At 47.1% G+C, this 20,449-nt stretch carries 19 protein-coding genes and 1 tRNA gene; 10 read left to right on the forward strand and 10 right to left on the reverse strand.

The window, feature by feature from the left end:
* Positions 1 to 77 precede the first annotated feature (77 nt).
* The 3 genes from SPB21_RS20525 to atpC all read left to right on the forward strand — a co-directional run bounded on the left by SPB21_RS20525 (position 78) and on the right by atpC (position 3,236).
* Positions 78 to 998 (forward strand): hypothetical protein, encoded by a 921-nt coding sequence (locus SPB21_RS20525; protein ID WP_499867608.1) that lies wholly within the window; start codon positions 78 to 80, stop codon positions 996 to 998.
* A gap of 185 nt (positions 999 to 1,183) precedes the next feature.
* Complete coding sequence (gene atpD, locus SPB21_RS20530) at positions 1,184 to 2,638, forward strand: F0F1 ATP synthase subunit beta (protein WP_163662526.1); 1,455 nt, start codon at positions 1,184 to 1,186, stop codon at positions 2,636 to 2,638.
* Between the two features lie 190 nt (positions 2,639 to 2,828).
* Positions 2,829 to 3,236: an ATP synthase F1 subunit epsilon gene (atpC, locus tag SPB21_RS20535; protein ID WP_006516278.1), complete on the forward strand. Its 408-nt coding sequence runs from the start codon at positions 2,829 to 2,831 to the stop codon at positions 3,234 to 3,236.
* Between the two features lie 164 nt (positions 3,237 to 3,400).
* On the opposite strand, the gene SPB21_RS20540 is transcribed toward atpC, so the two are convergent.
* Complete coding sequence (locus SPB21_RS20540; protein ID WP_163662528.1) at positions 3,401 to 3,733, reverse strand: 30S ribosomal protein PSRP-3; 333 nt, start codon at positions 3,731 to 3,733, stop codon at positions 3,401 to 3,403.
* A gap of 72 nt (positions 3,734 to 3,805) precedes the next feature.
* On the opposite strand from SPB21_RS20540, the gene SPB21_RS20545 reads away from it, so the two are divergent.
* Positions 3,806 to 4,600, forward strand: coding sequence for a TIGR01548 family HAD-type hydrolase (locus tag SPB21_RS20545; protein ID WP_499867609.1), 795 nt, complete (start codon positions 3,806 to 3,808; stop codon positions 4,598 to 4,600).
* A 120-nt stretch (positions 4,601 to 4,720) separates the two neighbouring features.
* Positions 4,721 to 6,241, forward strand: a complete 1,521-nt coding sequence (locus tag SPB21_RS20550) for a DUF3370 domain-containing protein (RefSeq protein WP_499867610.1) — start codon at positions 4,721 to 4,723, stop codon at positions 6,239 to 6,241.
* Positions 6,242 to 6,263: 22 nt separating this feature from the next.
* Here the strand turns inward: SPB21_RS20550 and SPB21_RS20555 are convergent, their stop codons facing one another.
* The 3 genes from SPB21_RS20555 to SPB21_RS20565 all read right to left on the reverse strand — a co-directional run bounded on the left by SPB21_RS20555 (position 6,264) and on the right by SPB21_RS20565 (position 9,402).
* A complete protein-coding gene (locus SPB21_RS20555) occupies positions 6,264 to 6,953 on the reverse strand; it encodes a zf-TFIIB domain-containing protein (RefSeq protein ID WP_499060478.1) in 690 nt (229 codons plus the stop codon).
* Positions 6,954 to 7,551: 598 nt separating this feature from the next.
* Positions 7,552 to 8,580 (reverse strand): cysteine hydrolase family protein, encoded by a 1,029-nt coding sequence (locus tag SPB21_RS20560; RefSeq protein WP_499867611.1) that lies wholly within the window; start codon positions 8,578 to 8,580, stop codon positions 7,552 to 7,554.
* A 33-nt stretch (positions 8,581 to 8,613) separates the two neighbouring features.
* Entirely contained in the window at positions 8,614 to 9,402 is a 789-nt protein-coding gene (locus SPB21_RS20565; protein WP_163662536.1) for an ADP-ribosylglycohydrolase family protein, read from the reverse strand.
* Positions 9,403 to 9,496: 94 nt separating this feature from the next.
* Between SPB21_RS20565 and SPB21_RS20570 the strand changes: the two genes are divergently transcribed.
* Positions 9,497 to 10,189: an NUDIX hydrolase gene (locus SPB21_RS20570; RefSeq protein WP_163662538.1), complete on the forward strand. Its 693-nt coding sequence runs from the start codon at positions 9,497 to 9,499 to the stop codon at positions 10,187 to 10,189.
* A 57-nt stretch (positions 10,190 to 10,246) separates the two neighbouring features.
* On the opposite strand, the gene SPB21_RS20575 is transcribed toward SPB21_RS20570, so the two are convergent.
* The 3 genes from SPB21_RS20575 to SPB21_RS20585 form a co-directional block, all read right to left on the reverse strand.
* The gene (locus SPB21_RS20575) at positions 10,247 to 11,143 is read right to left on the reverse strand and encodes a helix-turn-helix domain-containing protein (RefSeq protein ID WP_163662540.1); all 897 of its coding nucleotides are present in this window, start codon (positions 11,141 to 11,143) and stop codon (positions 10,247 to 10,249) included.
* Positions 11,144 to 11,207: 64 nt separating this feature from the next.
* Positions 11,208 to 12,233, reverse strand: a complete 1,026-nt coding sequence (locus tag SPB21_RS20580; RefSeq protein ID WP_163662542.1) for a hypothetical protein — start codon at positions 12,231 to 12,233, stop codon at positions 11,208 to 11,210.
* A gap of 334 nt (positions 12,234 to 12,567) precedes the next feature.
* Positions 12,568 to 13,245, reverse strand: a complete 678-nt coding sequence (locus tag SPB21_RS20585) for an Npun_F0813 family protein (RefSeq protein ID WP_163662544.1) — start codon at positions 13,243 to 13,245, stop codon at positions 12,568 to 12,570.
* 338 nt (positions 13,246 to 13,583) lie between these two features.
* On the opposite strand from SPB21_RS20585, the gene SPB21_RS20590 reads away from it, so the two are divergent.
* Positions 13,584 to 13,656 (forward strand) — tRNA-Arg (locus SPB21_RS20590).
* Positions 13,657 to 14,019: 363 nt separating this feature from the next.
* Here SPB21_RS20590 and SPB21_RS20595 read toward each other — a convergent pair.
* Positions 14,020 to 14,259, reverse strand: coding sequence for a hypothetical protein (locus tag SPB21_RS20595; protein WP_006516289.1), 240 nt, complete (start codon positions 14,257 to 14,259; stop codon positions 14,020 to 14,022).
* A gap of 377 nt (positions 14,260 to 14,636) precedes the next feature.
* Between SPB21_RS20595 and hpsE the strand changes: the two genes are divergently transcribed.
* Positions 14,637 to 15,710 carry a hormogonium polysaccharide biosynthesis glycosyltransferase HpsE gene (gene hpsE / locus SPB21_RS20600; protein ID WP_163662546.1) on the forward strand — a complete coding sequence of 358 codons (1,074 nt, stop codon included), beginning with the start codon at positions 14,637 to 14,639 and terminating at the stop codon, positions 15,708 to 15,710.
* Here the strand turns inward: hpsE and SPB21_RS20605 are convergent.
* Positions 15,696 to 16,310, reverse strand: coding sequence for a hypothetical protein (locus SPB21_RS20605; RefSeq protein ID WP_499867612.1), 615 nt, complete (start codon positions 16,308 to 16,310; stop codon positions 15,696 to 15,698). The genes hpsE and SPB21_RS20605 overlap by 15 nt on opposite strands.
* Positions 16,311 to 16,389: 79 nt before the next feature.
* A complete protein-coding gene (gene ffh, locus SPB21_RS20610) occupies positions 16,390 to 17,871 on the reverse strand; it encodes a signal recognition particle protein (protein WP_163662549.1) in 1,482 nt (493 codons plus the stop codon).
* 119 nt (positions 17,872 to 17,990) lie between these two features.
* On the opposite strand from ffh, the gene SPB21_RS20615 reads away from it, so the two are divergent.
* Both SPB21_RS20615 and SPB21_RS20620 read left to right on the forward strand, forming a co-directional pair.
* Positions 17,991 to 18,959 (forward strand): DNA-methyltransferase, encoded by a 969-nt coding sequence (locus SPB21_RS20615; protein ID WP_163662551.1) that lies wholly within the window; start codon positions 17,991 to 17,993, stop codon positions 18,957 to 18,959.
* A gap of 798 nt (positions 18,960 to 19,757) precedes the next feature.
* Positions 19,758 to 20,399 carry a hypothetical protein gene (locus SPB21_RS20620; RefSeq protein WP_499867613.1) on the forward strand — a complete coding sequence of 214 codons (642 nt, stop codon included), beginning with the start codon at positions 19,758 to 19,760 and terminating at the stop codon, positions 20,397 to 20,399.
* Positions 20,400 to 20,449 lie beyond the last annotated feature (50 nt).

Genomic DNA, 20,449 nt, shown 5'->3' on the forward strand with positions numbered 1-20,449 from the left:
GGTGCGCCATAGAATCAGTATTTTTTGATACTCGGCAACCAAAAGTATCGTATTGCCCAAATCCTGAAACTTTACCCATGCGAATACCTTTTACTTTTGCTCCACAAGTTGGTGCAGCAAGCCTTTTGAGTATCGGATTATTAGCACTTGGTGGTGACGCCTCTGAAGCCGCCTGCCTACCGGGACGTTGTAGTCAAAATGGCCTCATATTTAGCGAAGCATCAGCCAACTTTAGAATCACGAATGTGACCGGCAGAGGTACCCATAACAACCCATTTGTGGTCTACCAAGATGTATGGGGCCTAGACATCTCTTTGGCCGTCAGCAATTTACCCAATGCTCCACAGCATTCAGTTTTTAATCGGCCAGGCTTTGCAATTAGTATTGTGTCGCGCAACCTGACAGGGGCATTCTGGCGGTTTTATGACCATGAATTGCAAGAGACGGCAGGGTACGCCAGTGGCGAAAACGATGGCCTATCCTTTGCCCAAGCTATAGGTCCTGTTCGTCCTTACACATCTAGTCACTATCAAAGAGCTGACGAAATTACGGATGTACGCGACTTTATTAACTTCTATCGGGGGAATGGAGTAAACCCAGGCGAAACGGGCCGCTTTAACTACTTCATTACCGATACGATTCCCAATCAGCGGTTCTATATCAGACAGCGTCCCGACTACCGGACCAACGCCACACAGACACCCGTCATTTCACCACAACGCCCTAAGACTCAGCCAACCAACCCCAGACCTATCAAAGCTCCCCAACCCATTCTGAAAAGACCTCAGCCAGTTACGCCAGCACCGGTTATACCAGCACCGGTTACACCAGCGCCAGCTGTGCCACCTCAACCTGGTGTTTCACCACCCAAGGTTCTCGCCCCCCAAGCCCAACCTGTGACCTTACCTCAAGCAGTTCCTGAACCATCAACGGTCATTATGGGCGTGTTAGCTCTGCTATTTAGTAAATCAATAGACCAGCGTAAGTCACCAAATTAACCAAACCTATTGTCTTGGAGCAGCACAAATACAATCTTGGTGAAAACGCAAAAGAACCCCGACTATAGCAAATACCAGTGCCATGGGTGATACATCTAGTGATAATCTTTTACATGGCACTTTGAAAGTAAAAATAAAATTAAAAGTCGCCGCAGTAGCTAATACCCTTAGGATAAGGCGCAAGCATGGTCACCACTGCAGAGAAAACAAATACTGGCTATATCACTCAGATTATTGGCCCTGTTGTAGACGTTAAGTTCCCCGCTGGCGAGCTGCCCAGCATTTATAACGCCCTCAAGATTGAAGGCACTAACCCCGCTGGTCAGGCTGTTTCTGTTACTTGTGAGGTACAGCAGCTACTAGGAGACAGCCAGGTAAGAGCCGTAGCGATGCGTTCTACCGACGGATTGGTACGGGGAATGGAGGTCACTGACTTGGGTGCACCTATCAACGTACCTGTTGGCCCTCCCACGTTGGGTCGCATCTTTAACGTTCTTGGTGAGCCCGTGGATGAGAAGGGTGATGTGGATATGTCCACCACACTGCCCATTCACCGAGCTGCTCCCAAGCTAACTGAATTGGAGACAAAGCCCTCAGTATTTGAAACGGGTATTAAAGTTATTGATCTCTTAGCACCTTATCGTAAGGGTGGTAAGACCGGCCTCTTTGGTGGTGCTGGTGTGGGTAAAACCGTATTGATTCAGGAGCTGATCAATAACATCGCTCTACAGCACGGTGGTGTTTCTGTGTTCGCTGGTGTAGGTGAGCGTACTCGAGAAGGAAACGACCTGTACAACGAATTTATTGATTCTGGTGTAATTAACGCTGATGACCTGGGGCAGTCCAAAGTTGCTCTAGTGTACGGCCAGATGAATGAACCCCCTGGTGCTCGTATGCGTGTGGCGTTGTCTGCGCTAACGATGGCTGAGTACTTCCGTGATGTTAATAAACAGGATGTTCTACTGTTCGTCGATAACATCTTCCGTTTTGTACAGGCCGGTTCTGAGGTATCTGCCCTGCTAGGTCGTATGCCTTCTGCGGTAGGTTACCAGCCCACTCTGGGTACTGATATGGGTGACCTTCAGGAGCGCATTACCTCTACTCTGGAGGGTTCTATTACTTCTATTCAAGCAGTTTACGTTCCTGCGGACGACCTGACTGATCCTGCACCTGCAACTACATTTGCTCACTTGGATGCGACCACTGTACTTTCTCGTGCATTGGCTTCTAAGGGTATCTATCCCGCTGTGGATCCTCTGGATTCTACATCCACTATGCTCCAGCCTGACGTTGTTGGTGGTGAGCACTACACAACTGCTCGTGCAGTTCAATCTATCCTGCAGCGTTATAAGGAACTACAGGACATCATTGCCATTTTGGGTCTAGATGAGCTTTCTGAAGATGATCGTCTCGCGGTTGCCCGCGCTCGTAAGATTGAGAAGTTTCTTTCTCAACCTTTCTTTGTAGCGGAAATCTTTACTGGTCTGGCTGGTAAGTACGTTAGTCTTGAGGACACCATTAAGGGCTTCAACATGATTCTCTCTGGTGAGCTGGATGATATTCCTGAGCAGGCTTTCTACCTCAAGGGTGGCATTGATGAAGTAATTGAGACTGCTGAAAAGATGAAGGCTGAGAGCTAAGCAATCGCTTATTTCTTGTGGCACAGATTACAGCTTTGTGAGTGGTGAGTTGCGAGTTTGCCCTGAGCTTGTCTAAGGGTAGTGAGTGGTTAAACCAGTTAGCTCTGAGTGAGTCAAAGAAGATCTTCAGGTCTTACGACTCACTACTCACAGTTCACGATTCACAATTCATTTTTACTTCTTGAGTTTTATGTCATTAGCAGTTCGTGTGGTAGCTCCCGACAAAACTGTCTGGGATGCTGAGGCAGAAGAGGTCGTGCTACCTAGCACGACTGGTCAATTGGGTATTTTGAGTGGTCACGCTCCGCTGCTGACAGCTCTTGATATCGGCGTATTAAGGGTACGGGCTGACAAGGATTGGGTTGCGATCGCACTAATGGGCGGTTTTGCCGAAGTGGAAAACAACGAAGTTACCATCTTGGTAAACGGTGCCGAGCGCGGTGAAGGCATTGACCTATCCGAAGCTGAAGCAGAATATACCTCTGCAAAGTCAAAAGCCGATAGCATTTCTTCCGACGATAAGCAAGCCGTTATCCAGGCAAGAAAGTCTTTGAAGAGAGCACGGGCTCGTGTTCAAGCTGCTGGCGGCAGCATCTAGTCGACGAGCAGCGCCTAGACACTGAAGACTACACAAGAAAAGAACTGGGAGACCTTGATGTCTCCCAGTTCTTTTCTTGCAGAAATAGTCGATCAACCATAAAGAACCGACTCGCTCAATGGGCGGGTCGGTTCTTTGAGAAATTACGATGGACTAAACCTAAATCATGAACTACCAGTAAAAGCTACGTCAGGAAATTTCTCAGCTGCTTTTTGCATAGACTGAGCTTTTCCACCCTCTTGCCAGTAATTAATAATCTCTGTTGCCTGGTTCAAAAGATCGATACGCTCTTCTTCAGCAATCCAAGTTTTGGATTCAAGCTCTAGCTTCATCTGGTCCCATGCATCATTACGAGGCCAGAAAAAGTAAGAGGTCAGCGGACTCGATCCCTTGCCCACTACTTGATCTACGGCAAGAGCCACATCTTTGTCGAGCCAGAGAACCTTTAAGATAAATCGAGACAATGCAAACCTCCGCTGTACGCCTCTTGGCTTCAAAACTACACGGTCTATAATTCTATCGCATTTGCTGTTTTAAGCACATCGAAATTAGTCTCTTCTACGTAAAAAATGTCTATCCCTATCGCCCTAGCTGTATTTGATATCGATGGCGTTGTTCGTGACGTCAGTGGTTCATATCGTCGAGCCATTGCAGATACAGTGGAGCATTTTACACAAGGGCACTATCGACCTAGCCCCATAGATATTGACCAGCTCAAAAGCGAAGGCGTCTGGAACAACGACTGGAAAGCGTCCCAAGAACTCATCCATCGCCACGGTCTAGCCTCAGGACAGACGTACAGCAGTGACTATGATGCTGTTGTGGAGTATTTTCAAGAACGCTACCGGGGTTCTGGTGACGATCCGAGTCAATGGACGGGCTATATCACTCAAGAACCCATTCTAATGACTGTTGACTATCTGACTAAGCTAGCCAGCGGTGGCGTACCCTCTGCTTTTTTTAGTGGGGCAACTCGAGGCTCAGCCAACTACATCTTGCAACAACGGATTGGCTTAGTGCAGCCCATACTCATTGCCATGGCAGATGCTCCGAGTAAACCAGATCCTACAGGACTCTACATGACTGTGGAGCAATTAGAAAAAAGCACCCCTGCCGGACTACCGGTTTTATATGCCGGAGATACGGTGGCTGACATGGCCACTATCGAGGCTGCTAAAGCGGAATTCCCTGAGCGCGTCTGGCTAGGAGTAGGGGTATTACCTCCTCACGTACAAACGGACACCGGCTACCGAAATCGCTATAGCCATACCCTAAAAGAAGCAGGGGCATCCATAGTGCTATCCCATGTGGAGCAATTAACTGCCGGAAAAATTCAAACCTTGATCAAACCTAAAGGATGCTAACAAGCTCCAGGAACCAGTCACCTGAACGGCACAGTCAGTCACATCAGCTACCGCTTGAATGGTAGGTTAGGCGACAGTCATGCGACTGTTGCCGTAGAAATTTGAGTAACTGTTAGTTCCATGGGTCTATTGCCGTTTTTAATTGCGCTTTTAGCTGCTCCATTATCTTCACCATTGATGTTAGAGCAGCAATTGGAAACCTCCTCAGACCAAACAATCGACGTTTCAGCAACAGACTTCTCTAACCACAGAGCAATTGCTCAAAACAGGGCTCCAGAGATCATTCCACAAATCCAGGAAGTTCGCCCTTTACCGGGGAGACTGGATAATGTGCCTGTTTTTAACAGCAATAGCCCCGAACTCATTGAATCTGAAGGAATTCTTCTATCCACCTTTCCCTCTCAAGGTAAGGCTGAACCATCAGCACACTTGGATTATGCCTTTGAGGGACGTTTTGATATTTTTGACCACCATGTTGTCAGGGCTCGAGACGATAGTGACACTCGCACCCGATACTTAGGAATTCTGCTGCATAACCCCAGTCGCCGACCTGTCACCCTCAAATTTCGCGAGGCCGCCAGCTACCTTAGCCAAGAAGCCCCTTGGCATGGTCGTAATGATGTGGAATTTAACTTAGCTAGCAATCAATTCTCAGGACCAGGCAGCCGCCTGATGAATGAAATCCTGCGAGATCGTCGCCAATCATTTTGGCCCAATGATGTCGTCATCCCTCCCCAAGCAAGCTACCTGCTTCTGAATGCACCGTTGCCGGTACGGAGGTTATCGGTAGCGACTGATGGTAGTGTCCCAGCTGGTAGCGAGCTATTGCCACCGCTGCCTAGCAACCTCAACGGTAATCGCAGCAATGCCAGGTCCACACTGCTGCGCCTGTCTAGCGATGGTCCGGTGTATGCAGCCAGCCTCACAATGCTCGCTCCCCTAACGGAAAGTGGGGGTGAGCGGGTCCCTACGACAGATGAATGGTTGCAGGTTCTTATTAATGGTAATCTTGCCACTCCTCGAGACCTCAAGCCTACACGTCCCGGTCGTCAGGCCAACCCTTTTATATATGGCCGAGTGGCCGGTGTCAGCCAGGGTTCCAGTTGGCAAGCTCGCCTGAGCGATCGACGCTCATCAAGGCTCAAAATTCCCGAAACGGGCAAACAAATTTCCTATGCCATTAGCACCGTTGATCACAACACCTTCGGTACAGGCCAAATCCAAAGCGCCCGAATGCTTAGACGTTATAGCGATACAGCATATCGAGCCCATGGTAACTATGGCACTGAATACGATTTAACCCTGCCGCTTCATAACCCCACAGATCAGCCAAAAACTGTTGCCCTATCTGTCCAAACCCCACTACAAAACGAAACTATCAAAAACGCACTCACCTTTTTGACTGCCCACGACTCGCGCATTTTCTTTCGCGGGACCGTTTTGTTTCTATACACAAACGACCAGGGTGAGCGGCGAGCTGACTACATTCATCTGGTGCAACGGCGAGGACAATTAGGTTCACCCCTAGTAGAGCTAACCCTAGAGCCTGGAGAAGAACGTTCCGTAGAAGTTCAATTTTTATATCCCCCCGACGCTACACCACCTCAGGTGCTGACGCTTACTACCTATGAAAATAACTGAGATAGCTTGAGGCTTAAAGCAATTACTTCGCCGGTTTGGGATAGTCACAGTTCTGAGATAGCCCTCCATGCCCATAGGTTACAGGGCAATGATTTGCCTGCGCCTTAGGCACGGGATTCTGAGGCAATGGCTTTTGTACAGGGATGTAACGCGATTCATCCGTAGCAGGGGGTAGGTGGTTCAGGACAGATAAGATGTAGTCTCGATGGGGATGCTGCTCAAGCCAAGCTCTGATCGTCAATGCCTGAGTATAGTCGTCATCTCCCAGGGCATTACGGTAGGTTTCTTCTAAAACACGATTAAATTCTGCCTGGCGGAGCTGGGACTGCCAAGGCTCTGAAAATACCAGATGCACCTTGTCATGTATATTATGGGCTTGCAAGATTTCCCACTCCCCTTTGTCAAACCAATGACCGCCGCAGTGGGAGCACCGGTCTAGATAAAATTTCAGACCATGACCAACCTTGGCACGTCGCATCAAATGATTACATTCAGGGCAGAAAGACGCGCGACGATTATCGACAACCGACTCTTTTAACTCTGGAGAGTCACATTGCTTGATTTTTCCACTACTTGGTTGCCACTCTAGCCAATGCCAATAGTCATAGGAAGAGACCCATTGCCCCTCACAGGTTTCACAGGCATGAGCTGCCAAATACTCATCTAATCGAATGCGTTTTAAAGTGGACGTCTGACAACAAGGGCAATGCATAACAGGGGCCTGATTAAATGGCTTTGACGATAGATAAAACAACGTATTAACGTGAACAGCACCAGCTCAATACTTCAAAAAACTTGTGAAGTCACCATCAAGTTAACCACGTTAACTTCACTGTAATTGAATTATTCAAGAGGTGGCAGAATAATGATATTTTTGCCACATTTTGATAAGTAGCTAAGTTTTATGGCAGGTAATAGGAAGAGACAAAAACATGCTTCTTAGCTCACTAAATCATCTTTATTAAATAATTTTGATAAATAAATTAAACAAAAGAGCCCTTAAATTAAAAGGCTTCCAGCCAATTATATCCATTAAAGGCTCCCGATATTGACTACTCTCCACAAAGCTCTAATTTTCATCTAGAAAATTGATTAACGACCCCATCGAGTTAATAGTCTGTAACTCTACAATACTGACTAACAAACAACGAACCGTCTTCTGAAGAGAGTCTAATAATAATTAGCAACATCAATAAACGTTCAGATCTAAGTATTTTTAAGCTATCACTAATAAATATCTATCTCAATATTGAGTTATCTCAAGAAAGCAATGAGAAAATCCATGGAATGCATTCATCTTTACCGACAATCTAGCTGCTGGACCACCAACTAGAGATATTGCTAGTTGACTGAATAATATTCATACCAGCAGCAGCAAATTTTTGATAGGCAGCATCCGCAGCGTCTGAAAAGTCTACAATATCAGGCACTACCACGGGTGAACTACAGTCTTCGAGCAAATATATTTTCTGGGCCAAAGAAGCATCCACTTGCTGAATTTCATTCAGCAGATCGTCAATAGTCCAAGCGACGCAATGGCTTTTGGCTTGGCCGGCGATCGCAACCGCATCAAATGTCAACAAATGCTGAATCAGCACCTGATTTTTTTTCGCCACTGGCTGACCCTTGGGATCATCCAACACCTCTGGCCGCAGCGCCGAATAATTTTCCGTTAATGGATTGTTACCTTTCAGCTCAAATCGTGTTTGACACTGCCGGGCCAAATTATGGAAGAAGCAAGCCTCTTCAAACGCAGAGACTAGACTATGGCCAATCCCTCCCAGCATGGAATGGTAAGGCCACACCGTTAACGGGTATTTACCATCATCGCTGAGTCGTTTTACATAATGCAGAGCAAAGGCCTCTAGCTGTTCGAGAGACGTATTCAGACTCGGGACAATTGCCGGATTTACCCGCCATCGACCACTCTGCACATCGTCTAGATTCACCATGGTCATCGGAGCAGGCATCTGCCCCTCCGCATCCACCCAGAAAGCGGCATGAAAAATTTGTATGGCCCGATGGGTATCCATCGTGGGCACAATTTCTGTGATTTGGCCCAAATTACGATAGATAAACTCACACAAACGGCGAGTGTCATCCACAGCCCCCTGCCCTGAAGCACCACCTACAAATAGCTCAAACCCAGGAATACAAAAGGTATTTTGCACATCGATTGCCAACAGACACAGCCTTGGGCGATCGGTGTCTGCAGGTTTAATACCGTGGCTTTGAGCCCAAGCTTGAGCCTGAACCGCACGCTCTTCATAGGGCACACGCCACACATCACCCACACGATTCGGGGCGAAAAACTCAGGAATTGGCACGGAATGGGACATAGTGCTTATTTCTCCAGGGTATTTCTTAGGCGGTTATGCTTTGAGTACGGGCATATAGTTGGCCTTAAACTGTACAATCACAGTCTTTAAATCATCCGGCAGCAAGCCCCAAACACGATCGACAATTGCCCCCGGCACTTCTCCATAAAAGGCTTCAGCAATACTCCCGGTGATACAAGTTAGGGTATCGGCATCTCCCCCCAGGGAAACTGCATTACGGATTGCATCTGTAAAACTTGTGGACTCCAGAAAGGCAATGATGGCCTCAGGTACCGTTTCCTGGCAGGACTCATTAAACCGGTAGGCAGGTCGAATTTTCTCAAGGCTACGACTCAGGTCATAGCCAAATTTAGTTTCCACATACGCTTTAATAGCGGCCTTCGACTCACCCTGACGAGCTAAAAAAATAGCCGCAGCCGTAGCTTGGGCCCCCTTAATACCTTCAGGGTGGTTGTGGGTCACAATGGCCGTCTGCTCTGCCGTCTGTAGAACACTTGCTAAATCTTGGTGGACATAGGCCACTGGGCTCACGCGCATAGCGGCTCCATTGCCCCAGCTGTTATAAGGCTGACTATCTGCTGCTGCTGCCCAAGCCTGAAAGCGTGCACCATAGCCACCACAGGGATTGGGATAAAGCTGGTAATAACGCTTGAAAGCTTCAGTATAGGTGCCACCATGGAGCAACACTGAAGCCACAGCCACCGTCAGAATCGTGTCATCAGTAAAAATACTTTCGTCTGTAAATAAAGGAAAATCCTTGGTCTTGTGGCCGTCAAACTCGTAGACAGAGCCAATAATGTCGCCTGTGATTGCGCCGAGCATAGGGAAAAGTAGCAGAAAAGCTTAATTGTGTACTTTTTACACTAAGGTGTAGTTTGGTTATAACCAAGGCGTTCTGAAACGTCAACTGCAACCCATGACCTATAGCTATGATTATCCTCGACCAGCGGTCACAGTAGACTGTGTAGTTTTTGGTCTGGATCCAACAAATTCTTTGCAAGTGCTACTGATTCAACGACGGCTGCCACCGTTTGTCGAACAGTGGGCTCTCCCCGGTGGTTTTGTACAGTTAGACGAGGCGTTAGAACAGGCTGCCCGTCGTGAACTCCAGGAAGAGAGTGGCATTAGTGGTCTCTTCTTAGAACAGCTAAAAGCCTACGGCCAACCCCATAGAGACCCTAGGGGACATACAGTTACTGTGGCGTTCTATGCCCTGGTCAATCTTTGGAGTTATCAGATTAAAGCGGCAACTGATGCTAAGCAGGCTCGCTGGTGGCCAATGGAGCAGCTGCCGTCATTAGCATTCGACCATGAAAAAATTGTGCAGGATGCGATCGCAACCCTACAAGCCAGCATCTGTCATCGGCCCATTGGGTTTGAGTTGCTGCCCAAAAAGTTCACCCTGACCCAGCTCCAGAGACTTTACGAAATTGTCCTAGCTCGCCCATTTGATAAGCGTAACTTTCGTAAAAAGTTGCTTAAACTGAATATCCTCATACCTCTAGACGAAAAAGAAACCAATGTGACCCACCGCGCAGCGCAGCTCTATCAGTTTGACCAGGCTAAATATATGGAGCGCCAAAAAACGGGATTCAATTTTGATTTGTAGGTGTAATCACGGATGTAGTGGCGTTCCACGGAACGCCACTACATCATCCCAATATCCCTAGCCCAACAGAGAATAGATATTGCCATCAATTAGCAAATGGGTAATTCCCTTTGCCTGAAGATAGGACGTCGCTTTAGTGATTAGCTGACCATCAGGTACCTTGATGACCCGCTGATTTCGCCGTGAAAATCTTCGCGCCACACGATGGTTATCAAAAATCGGCAGCGTCAGAGCTGATGCTTGATCGACAGGGATTGTACCAAGTTCGGCAAATTCATTAAGGGGATGCGTAATTAATTCAGATAGACGATCCACTACCAAGTAGCAGGTGCGTGGAAAGACTGCATCCGCAATAGGCATAATTTCGACAGAATTTCCTAGAAGAGAAGCATCATTGTCAATGCTGTCATCATCGTCAAATTCACCATCGAGCTCATCCTCGTCCAAATCATCTAGATCTTCATCTAAATCATCTAAATCATCTAGATCCTCGCCCAAATCATCATCGTCATGATCCGAAGAGTGCTCAAGCAACTCAGTAGCCACAGCTGACACGTCATCTTGTGCCGAAGAAGACCTCTCATCTGCAGTGTCATTTACCTCTTCAGAAGCAGCCAGAAGCTCTAGTTGGCCATCTTCTTCAGCCTGGGAAGGACTAGCCTCTACGATCCTTGAACGTTTACGAGCACGACGCACCGGCTTTTCAGGTGTAGTCGTTTTTTCATCTTTAACCGGCTGTGGAGGGGAAACTGCCGGCTTCTCAGCAGGTGCCGAACGCTTCTGAGAAATCAGTGCCCGATATTCGTCTTCGGGCAGCTGTGTTTTCAGAATGCGACTAATTGTACTGGTACTGACACCATAGCGCTTGGCAATGGTCGAGGTTGTTTCTCCCGGTTGCCGATAGATTTCAATTACGTCTTGCTTATCGGCGTCAGACAGTTTTCGCGGTGCCATACTAGCAACAGCCCAAAGGGTAGGTTAAAAATGTTTTTCTAGTATGCCAGGTTTAGGCCTGATGTCATGCGCGACGACGCGATCCCCGACGTGACCGTTTAGAAACGTCATATTCAATGGCCGCTCCCGCTGCAAAGAAAAGCGCGGATAAGGTCCAAAAGGTCTCCCACCAAGCGCCTTCAATGTAATTATCCCCAGCAGCAGCGAAGGCCATATCGGCAATGTATAGACAGAAGGTTGCGATCGCAATTAATCTCCACGATTGCGAAAAACGCCCACCCCAAAACGCGACTAATAGGGTAGCCGCAATCACCACCAAAAAGCAATCGGCTACAACATACATGAGTGCCACGGGATCAGCAAACTGCTCAAGGGTGGCATCTAAGGCCTGCGCCCATCCGGGAGCAGGCACCATTCCAGCCACTATTTCGTCAACCTCGTTAGGCTCAGATTCCACGACCTCTTCCACAGGTTCAGCCGCCTCTTCCACAGGTTCTACAACTGGCTCAGATTCCGGTGGTGCTTGAGTTAACTGGATCTCAGCAGCCATTACTGGCTGTGGCGATAGCTGGGCTGTCGCAAACGGTAGACCGTAGTTCAAAACACAGGCAAGGACAACACCCACTGCACCAATGGCAAAAATCATGCTCCATTGCGACACAGTCAAATCAATCCGTCGGGGCAACGCCGCCAGCAACATGCCAACCACCATGGCAACATAGCTAATAAAATAAAATCCATCTCCCAAAGATACCGACGGATCTAACCCCCAAACTGTACCCCATAGGAAAAAGAAGATATTACCCGCTACATAGGCCAACATACCAATGCCTAACCACAGCCAGACAGTACGCCCACTGATAATCTGCGAACTGCCAGAATTACGAAAGCATAGGAGAGCTGCTAACAGAAATGCAAAAATCTCTAAAAAACTAATTGAGATTAAAAACCAGTCTGGCCGCGAATCTTCTCCGGGTGCCAACGCTCCAAAAAGTAAGAAGAAAAGGATAGACACAATGCCCCAACCAAGGCAAAGCATCAAAGTAGACTGGGCTGAGTTGGTTGGAGAAGCCTTGGAGGACTGAGTCAATGCTCTACTCCCTAATGAGATAACACCAAAGATAATGCCGTAGGCTATTTTGTTGACCCACCTAGCACTGGGACAAAACTTTATCCCATGTATGACTAACCACAACGAGTAAGTAACTATACGTTAGTGATGAGGGGTTCTTATAAAGAATCCTCCCACGGTTTAACTCATATGATTTAACCCACATGATTACAGCGATTGAAACCATCCAATGGTAACCATCAAGTTGAATCAGGAACTTGTTTTGCGCATCCGCAAGCATACCCGCAATGCTAATCAAAAATACCGGTTCGCAAAAAAAAGAAACGCCAAATGAATCCAGAATCAGGCATTTTCAAGACTGCCAAAGTTGGCCACTAGATAACTGTTTCAGCCAAGTCAAAAAAGCATCCCGTTCTGTGGGTGATAGGTCATCTAAAGCTTCTAAGGCACGCTCCGTAAAGTTAGAACGCCCAAAATAGTTTCTACCAATACGATGCAGTTCTTTGAATATGGTATTGAGATGATTAGTCTGCCATGGTGGCAATGAGGCAGAAAAGGGATCTAGTTTTAGCAGCCCGGCCACTAATTCAGCGGATGTCATTTGAGGCAAACGCATTTGCTCACCAATGTCTGCCAAGTCTCCTGCAAAACGCTTGGCCTGCTTGCCCCCCATTAAATCTTCGATATCTTCATGCATTGCCTGAATGATCAGCACACCCGCTTTCACAAATACAGCACTGACGCCATTGGCAGTTGTAGTCTCAGCCGCAGCGCTTTCTCCTGACACCTGCTCAAGCTGAATCTTGCCCCACACACTAAAACGTTCAGGCTCTTCAAGCAGGACACAAGCCTTACCTCGGTTATCCGTTAGATCTCGCCAGAGGATACGAGCCTCTTCTTCCTGGGCAGCATTAAACACACTCAGCAAGCGAAATGTCTGCCCTTGATAAGACAAGATTGGAATCTTTTGCTCTTTAGACGGATGCTGAAAACTACCGATTTCTACATCCTGGCGCTTTAAGATGAACATGGTGCCACTGATAAATGCTAACCCGAGGAGCCCACGCTACTAGCTTGAGCAAGTAAACCATTAGCCTGTCAATTTGCTTTTCTGTACTGTGGGTAAGATGAACTTAACTCACTACGATAGTAGAAATACGATAGTAGAAAAACCGTTGATTAAAACCATTTTGTGACCCCAGCGTACCCAGTTCGCCATTCTGCAATGACACAGCAAAAATTCTAGGTAATTCATAGCGATGATAGATTTTGGCTAAGATCGCCTAAACTTAGTGATCAGGCTGCATCTTGCCCTGAAATTAACGGTCAATGTCAGCTATCCTAGTACAGCCTGTTGCGTTATGTTGAGGACCCTTAGCTCAGTGGATAGAGCAACCGCCTTCTAAGCGGTCGGTCACTGGTTCGAATCCAGTAGGGTCCGTTGATACTTTAGAATCGCTCCAATAAATAACCCCCAGTTCATAGAACACCGGGGGCTGTTTTGTTATAAATGGTTAATATAATGTGAAATAAGTGGCAGTATGTCCGCCTATTCTTTCACTACAGTTGCTCCAATAGATTTCCCTAAACAGACCTTCAATACTTCATAGAAGGTTATTCAATGTTCTAGAACAGACGAACTTTTGACGAACTGTAACAATTACTCTTTACAAAGCAGCCTAGAAAGCCAGCTATTTACTGCTTCAACCGGCAAGTTGCTTGATAGTCAATAGAAGTTTGGTTGGGAAAAGACGCTACTTTCAACCTGTAGCTGGCATTTACGCGACAAGACATATTTACATAGTCAATCCAGAGTCTGACCACGTTCAGTAGGAGGGCTAATAATAGCTTGTTCTTCCAGCAGTTTCAGCATCGTGATCAAGGTTTCTATCTTTGCGCCCTTATAACGTTTACGCTCGCGTTGTTCCAGAGCTTGTTTGCTAACACCAAGTGCATTAGCAGCATCAGTCATGGTTGGAAATACGAGCTTTCTAGCCGCGATTAATCTATCAGGTAGGTTTTCTAGCCAGTCAGATGCTTTCATGGTGAGTCAACCTATGGTGTGGCCAAACAATATAGCTAACCGACTTTGGACTGTCAACGGGGATCGCCTGATGGCAAGGTCTACAGCACTTATCCCTAAGCCTGTACCAAAGCCAAGAATACCCAACCAAGTGCTAATTAATACATCTGAGTTTCCATAAGTAGCAGCCAACTAATCCAGGTACTCATTGTCCTAAAAGCAGTCATAACCTAAGCTGCATCAACATAATAAGTACATGCTCATACAGAAACATACAGGTATAATTTGCAACTTCAAACTCATTGAGGGGAATGCTGAAAGCAACATTTGCTGACCTTAATTTCGACCTGAGGCAATTAGGGCAATGCAATGCCGCTCTTCTCTAGGTTCTTGATTAAATGACTAATGTTTTGGAACATGTTGATCGCCTAGTGGGATTACGACCTATCTTCAGTCGCTTCTTCCCTGAAAAAGTCGGTCTCGATTTTTCCATTGCTATTCCCACCTATAACGGAGCTCAGCGCTTAGCTCCTGTGTTGGAGTCATTACGCTGGCAGTTAAATGCCCATGACCTTAGCTGGGAAATCATTATTGTTGATAACAACAGTACAGACAATACTGCCGATATCGTCCAAAAGTATCAACAGCAATGGGACCAGAAAGCACCACTACGTTATGCATTTGAGTCGAAGCAAGGGGCTGCCTATGCACGGCAAAAGGCCATCAAAATCGCCACTAGTCCACTAATTGGTTTTCTAGATGACGATACCTTACCTGATATGACCTGGCTGAGCTCGGCCTATCGTTTTGCCAAAAAGCACCCAGAAGCTGGGGTCATTGCCAGCCGTATTCGAGGAAGTTTTGAAACGAAGCCCCCTAAAAATTTTGAGCGGATAGCTGCCCTACTCGCCCTGACTGAACGTGGTTCGGAACCACTGATGTATGTTCCACAACAGAAAGTAATTCCACCATCAGCTGGAATGGTGGTTAGACGGCAGGCATGGCTAGAAAATGTACCCGAAGAACTTGTCCTCACAGGCCGTACAGGTACCAGCATGCTGACTGGAGAAGATACCGAATCGATTTTGCACATTCAGCGAGCAGGCTGGGAAATCTGGTACAACCCCCAAATGCGTTTACAGCATCAAATTCCTAGTTCTCGATTGACGCGACAATACTTGCAAAAACTATGTCGTGGGATCGGTCTCAGTCGCTATCGGACTCGCATGCTGAGCACCTCACCATGGCAGCGCCCAACTATGCTGTGCCTGTATGTGATGAATGATATCCGCAAGATACTACGCCACTGCCTCCGCTATCGCCAAGAGGTTATTTACGATGATGTTGCATCCTGTGAGCTCACTCTATACACGGCTAGCCTCATTAGCCCTTTTTTCATGGCAAAGCGCAGTATTAAAAAGGAACTCAACAAAATAGGACTCACACTGAACCGTTCTCTACTGAACAGATAACTGTCGCTGCAGATAGTTTTGCAAACGGTCAACATCTTCAGACAAAATCACATTGAGTCTGCCGGTGGTAATCACACCATGGATATCGGGAGTCACTTCAACCCAATAGGCATAATTATTACCCAAGCGGACTTCGCCTTGAATGGTGTTAGTCTCGGAGGTGTAATTATAAACGGACGGGGCACGACGATAGTCAGCGTAGGTATCTGGCCCATAAAGGGTTCGCAGGGACTCTTCTAATCGGGCAATGGTTACCGGCTCATCGTAATCCACCAAAATAAATTCTTCACGACGTACGGTACTTAAGTCTCGCCGTCTGTTGGCTGAGGACCAAACAGCATTGTTTTCAGGGCGTTGAAAACCACCTATAGGAAAAACACTGGCCTGAAATGTAAACCGCCGGGAGGGAATATCAGCCCGATGAACTCTTAAACCCTCACGGCTATTGGCCCGCAGCGTGGGGTGTCCTTGCATCCAGGTTTTCACTTCATTGACAGAGTCCCCAGGTAACCCATAGCCGGGGCCAGTAGATAAAATGCTCGGCCAACTAACACCTAGAACCAATAGCCCCAAAGCAATGCGGTTTTTCATAGATCCCATTGTGATTTCAACGTATGTTGATTAGCTTTCCCAGCTAGGTGACCTCCCTAAGCCCGCCAACATACTCTTTATGCAATTTCTAAAGAGTGCCAAAGCCTTTTTTCTTTTTCTTTTTCTTACCCTTTTTAGATCCTGCGTTGTAGCCACGAAAACCAGGTCGACCACCACCCGGCATACCACCCATGCCGGGCATGCCGCCCCCCATACCCGGCATACCACCCATACCCGGCATACCACCCATGCCAGGGAAACCGCCCATGCCCCCTTGCCCCATTTGTTTCATCATGGAGCGCATTTTTTGGAAATCGCTGACTAGCTTACTGACATCTTTATCGTTGTAGCCAGAGCCTTTAGCAATTCGGCGACGACGACCAGGAGAGTTAGCCAGCAGATCAGGGTCTTCCCGCTCCTGCTTAGTCATGGAATTAATCATGGACTCACAGCGGCGGAGCTGGGTTTCTCCCTGTTGCAGTTGGTCTGCCGATAATTTGTTGGACATCCCCGGAATCAATTTCATGATCCCGCTTAAGGAACCCATATTTTTCATCAAGCGGGTTTGCTTGAGAAAGTCATTAAAATCAAACCGTGCCTCTAAGATTTTGGCCTGAAGCTTCTCTGCATCTGCAATATCGACTTCTTCTTGGGCCTTCTCGACTAAGGTGAGAACATCTCCCATACCCAAAATGCGAGAAGCCATGCGGTCAGGATAAAAGGGCTGAAGCGCTTCTACCTTTTCACCGATGCCGATGAATTTAATTGGTTTGCCTGAAATCTGGCGAATCGACAGAGCTGCACCACCGCGGGAGTCACCATCCATTTTGGTGAGGATTGCGCCCGTGATGCCAATTTGTTCGTGAAATGTTTGGGTCAGGGTGGCTGCTTCCTGGCCCGTCATGGCATCTACTACCAGCAGTACTTCATCAGGACTAATGGCTGTTTTTATTTGCTCCAGCTCAGCCATCATGTCCTGGTCAATCTGTAATCGCCCAGCAGTATCCACGATCACTGTGTCGACACCGTCTTCTTGGGCTTTGGCGATCCCCGCTTTGGCAATATCAACAGGATTTGCGTCTGTACCCATTTCGAAAACGGGTACCTTGATTTGCTTACCCAGGGTGATTAACTGATCGACGGCGGCTGGACGATAAACATCTGTAGCCACCAGCATGGCTGAACGTTCTTGCTTACGCAGATGAAGGGCTAATTTAGCCGATGCAGTGGTTTTACCGGTTCCTTGTAAACCTGCCATGAGCACCACGGTAGGCTTACTTTCAACATCAGCTAGGGGCTCATTGGCGTCCCCCATCAAGGCAACTAGTTCATCGTAGACAATCTTGATAAACTGCTGGTCTGGAGCAACACCAGAAACAACTTCAGCACCTTGAGCTTTCTCTTGAACATCAACTACAAAGTCTTTGACAACGTTAAAGCTGACATCGGCCTCTAATAATGCACGTCTAACTTCCCGCAGTGCCTCTTTGATATTGGAATCAGAGATTTTATCTTGACCGCGCAGGGTCTTCCAGGCGGATTCAAATCGTTCTGAGAGGGCTTCAAACATGGGAAGAAGGGAAATCGATTAACCGGAGTATTGTTCCATACTAATCGCTTTGCTCCCGTCTACCGAATATCCAACCGACAAACACTTGCTATGCTGCTGTAGATGCAAATTGCAAACGGATGAATGGTGACAAGAAACGAGCGCCCAATAATCGTACGTTGGTCTTAAGCGCAGAGGATCATCGCAGATATCGTCAGCAGCTCGTTAACCTCACCAAACCCATAGCAAACCTGCCATTTGAAAATATTACTATCTGGCAAGATGCCTTCACAGCCTTGCCTCTATTGCCCAATAATTTTGTCAATCTGTTAATTGTTGATCCGCCCTACAATCGCTCCAAGGTTTTTAATCAGTCCACATTTGCTCATCGTTCCCTACAGGATTACGAAACCTGGTTAGATAGCTGGATGTCACAGCTGATCAGATTGCTCAAGCCGGATGCCTCTGCTTATATTTGCTGTGATTGGCAATCATCACCTGCGGTGTACAGTGTTTTCTCGCGTTACTTTATTGTGCGTAGCCGTATCACCTGGGAACGGGAGAAGGGACGGGGATCCAAACAAAATTGGAAAAATTCATCGGAGGATATCTGGTTTGGCACCTTATCCGAAGACTATTGGTTTGATGTTGAGGCCGTTAAGCTGAAACGTCGGGTACTAGCTCCATATCGCGATCGCAACGGCAATCCCAAGGATTGGCAAACTACAGGGCAGGGCAAAATTCGCATTACCCACCCCTCTAACCTATGGACAGATATTTCTATTCCATTCTGGTCAATGCCTGAAAATACTGATCACCCAACCCAAAAGCCAGAAAAGCTGATAGCGAAACTTATTTTGGCCAGTAGTCAACCTGGGGACATGGTGTTTGATCCCTTTCTAGGCTCAGGGACAACATCAGTCGTCGCAAAGAAACTGGACCGTCGCTATGTTGGGATCGAACTGGATGAGGATTATGCCTGCATCGCTGAAAAACGATTGGAAATAGCAAACACACAACGTAATATTCAAGGATATGCTGGTGGCTACTTCTGGGAAAGAAATAGTCTCAGTTCACAGCAGCAGGCCCGACGGCAGCAGAAAAGCTAGGGCAATGCCAGGATAATTCGAGAGAACAGGCACTTGACTCAGACTTATATCGGTTTTGACTGTTTGAGATTTCAATTGTTGGAGATTTCAATCAGTTTTGATTGTTCTATAGATTCAGGACAAGTCTGACAAGTTTGCATCGGCAAAAAACCTGAAAAATATCCGTTGATCTCTTAAATCTTAAGGCCTCCCTATGATTCTTGGGGACAGTCATTACAAATTCTAAAAACTGTCCTAGGGATACTTACGTACAGCAAGGATTACCTCATAATAGGGACATAATTTTGGCGAAAGTGTACGTAAGGAACAGGCTCAGAATTCAGAGCAGCAAAACATTGTTTTGATCTTGAGCGGCAATCATCAACTAGGCTTAATTTGAAAGTCTTGAAGGCGTGAATTGGGTGCTTGTCACCTTAAGTATTCCCAAGCAAGATGTTGTCTGGCTGAGCCCTTGATTTCTGACAATTTGAGGTTTTACCCAAGTGTGACTGGCACTGTCTGTGTCAAAAAGCCTCAAAAAGATCCGGGGGTTGCTATTTAGAGCGGGAAGATCGCTAATTTTAGGCAGGTCGTATTCGTGTCAAGCACATCTCATTGAGATGCAAGTGACGCTCTGACTTCGCGATCGCATCTGATCGGATTTTAAAGCGTATGCTTACCCCGATCTGTTCCCGTATTCGAGGGGATCGGCTATCCCATTCGGAGGTAAGCTATTTTTATAGCCTGTCTCCAAGCGCTTTAGACATCGTCACTTTGTTTTAGAGAAAATTTGTTAGAGGGGCGAATCAGCAATTGGCTATGGTGGCATCTAAACTCAAGCAGCTAGGTAAGCAAGGGCTGCTGATTATGGCAATGGTCAGCCTGATGGGAGGCATCAAAGCTGTAAGTAAATTTATCAATGTGGCTGACGCTGTCGTGACTCACCCCCAGACGACATCTACGGCCATTCAAAATACAGCAGAGTTTTCAGTCTGTAGTGAAGCAACTGATTGGCAACGCCCCAGTCTGGATCAACAGCAAAAGCAGCTAGCTACCGACGAGCGTTATAGCGATCTGTTACAGGATAAAGAATTTCAGCAATTTGCCAATCAGTTTTGGCAGCATAATGTTTTAAGCTTTACCACCTATGGTCTCAGTGCCCGTATGGAGCCCGTGAATTTGTCAGGCCTGTGGTCCGTGGCAGATGAAGTGTGGGCAAACTGCTATAGCCATGATGAAGGCAGTGCTATTAACGGAGGTACCCTCGCTGAAGCCTGGTTAATGCATCATCACGTCGTCGATCTACAGTGGCAAGATGATCGCTACATCATGACTGTGGAACCCGATAATCAAGGCATGCAAGTGGTTCAGTTTGCTCGGCATGAGTCAGAAGCAGATCTCCCTTTAACGATAGTGACCACCCAAGGAGAGATAATTGAGCACCACGATGCTGACTGGTAGCCTCCCAGACAATAGGCCCCGGACAGTACAATGACGGATACCCCAGTGCT

The organism is Leptothoe sp. ISB3NOV94-8A (assembly GCF_043421595.1).
Taxonomy (GTDB): domain Bacteria; phylum Cyanobacteriota; class Cyanobacteriia; order Phormidesmidales; family Phormidesmidaceae; genus Leptothoe; species Leptothoe turfae.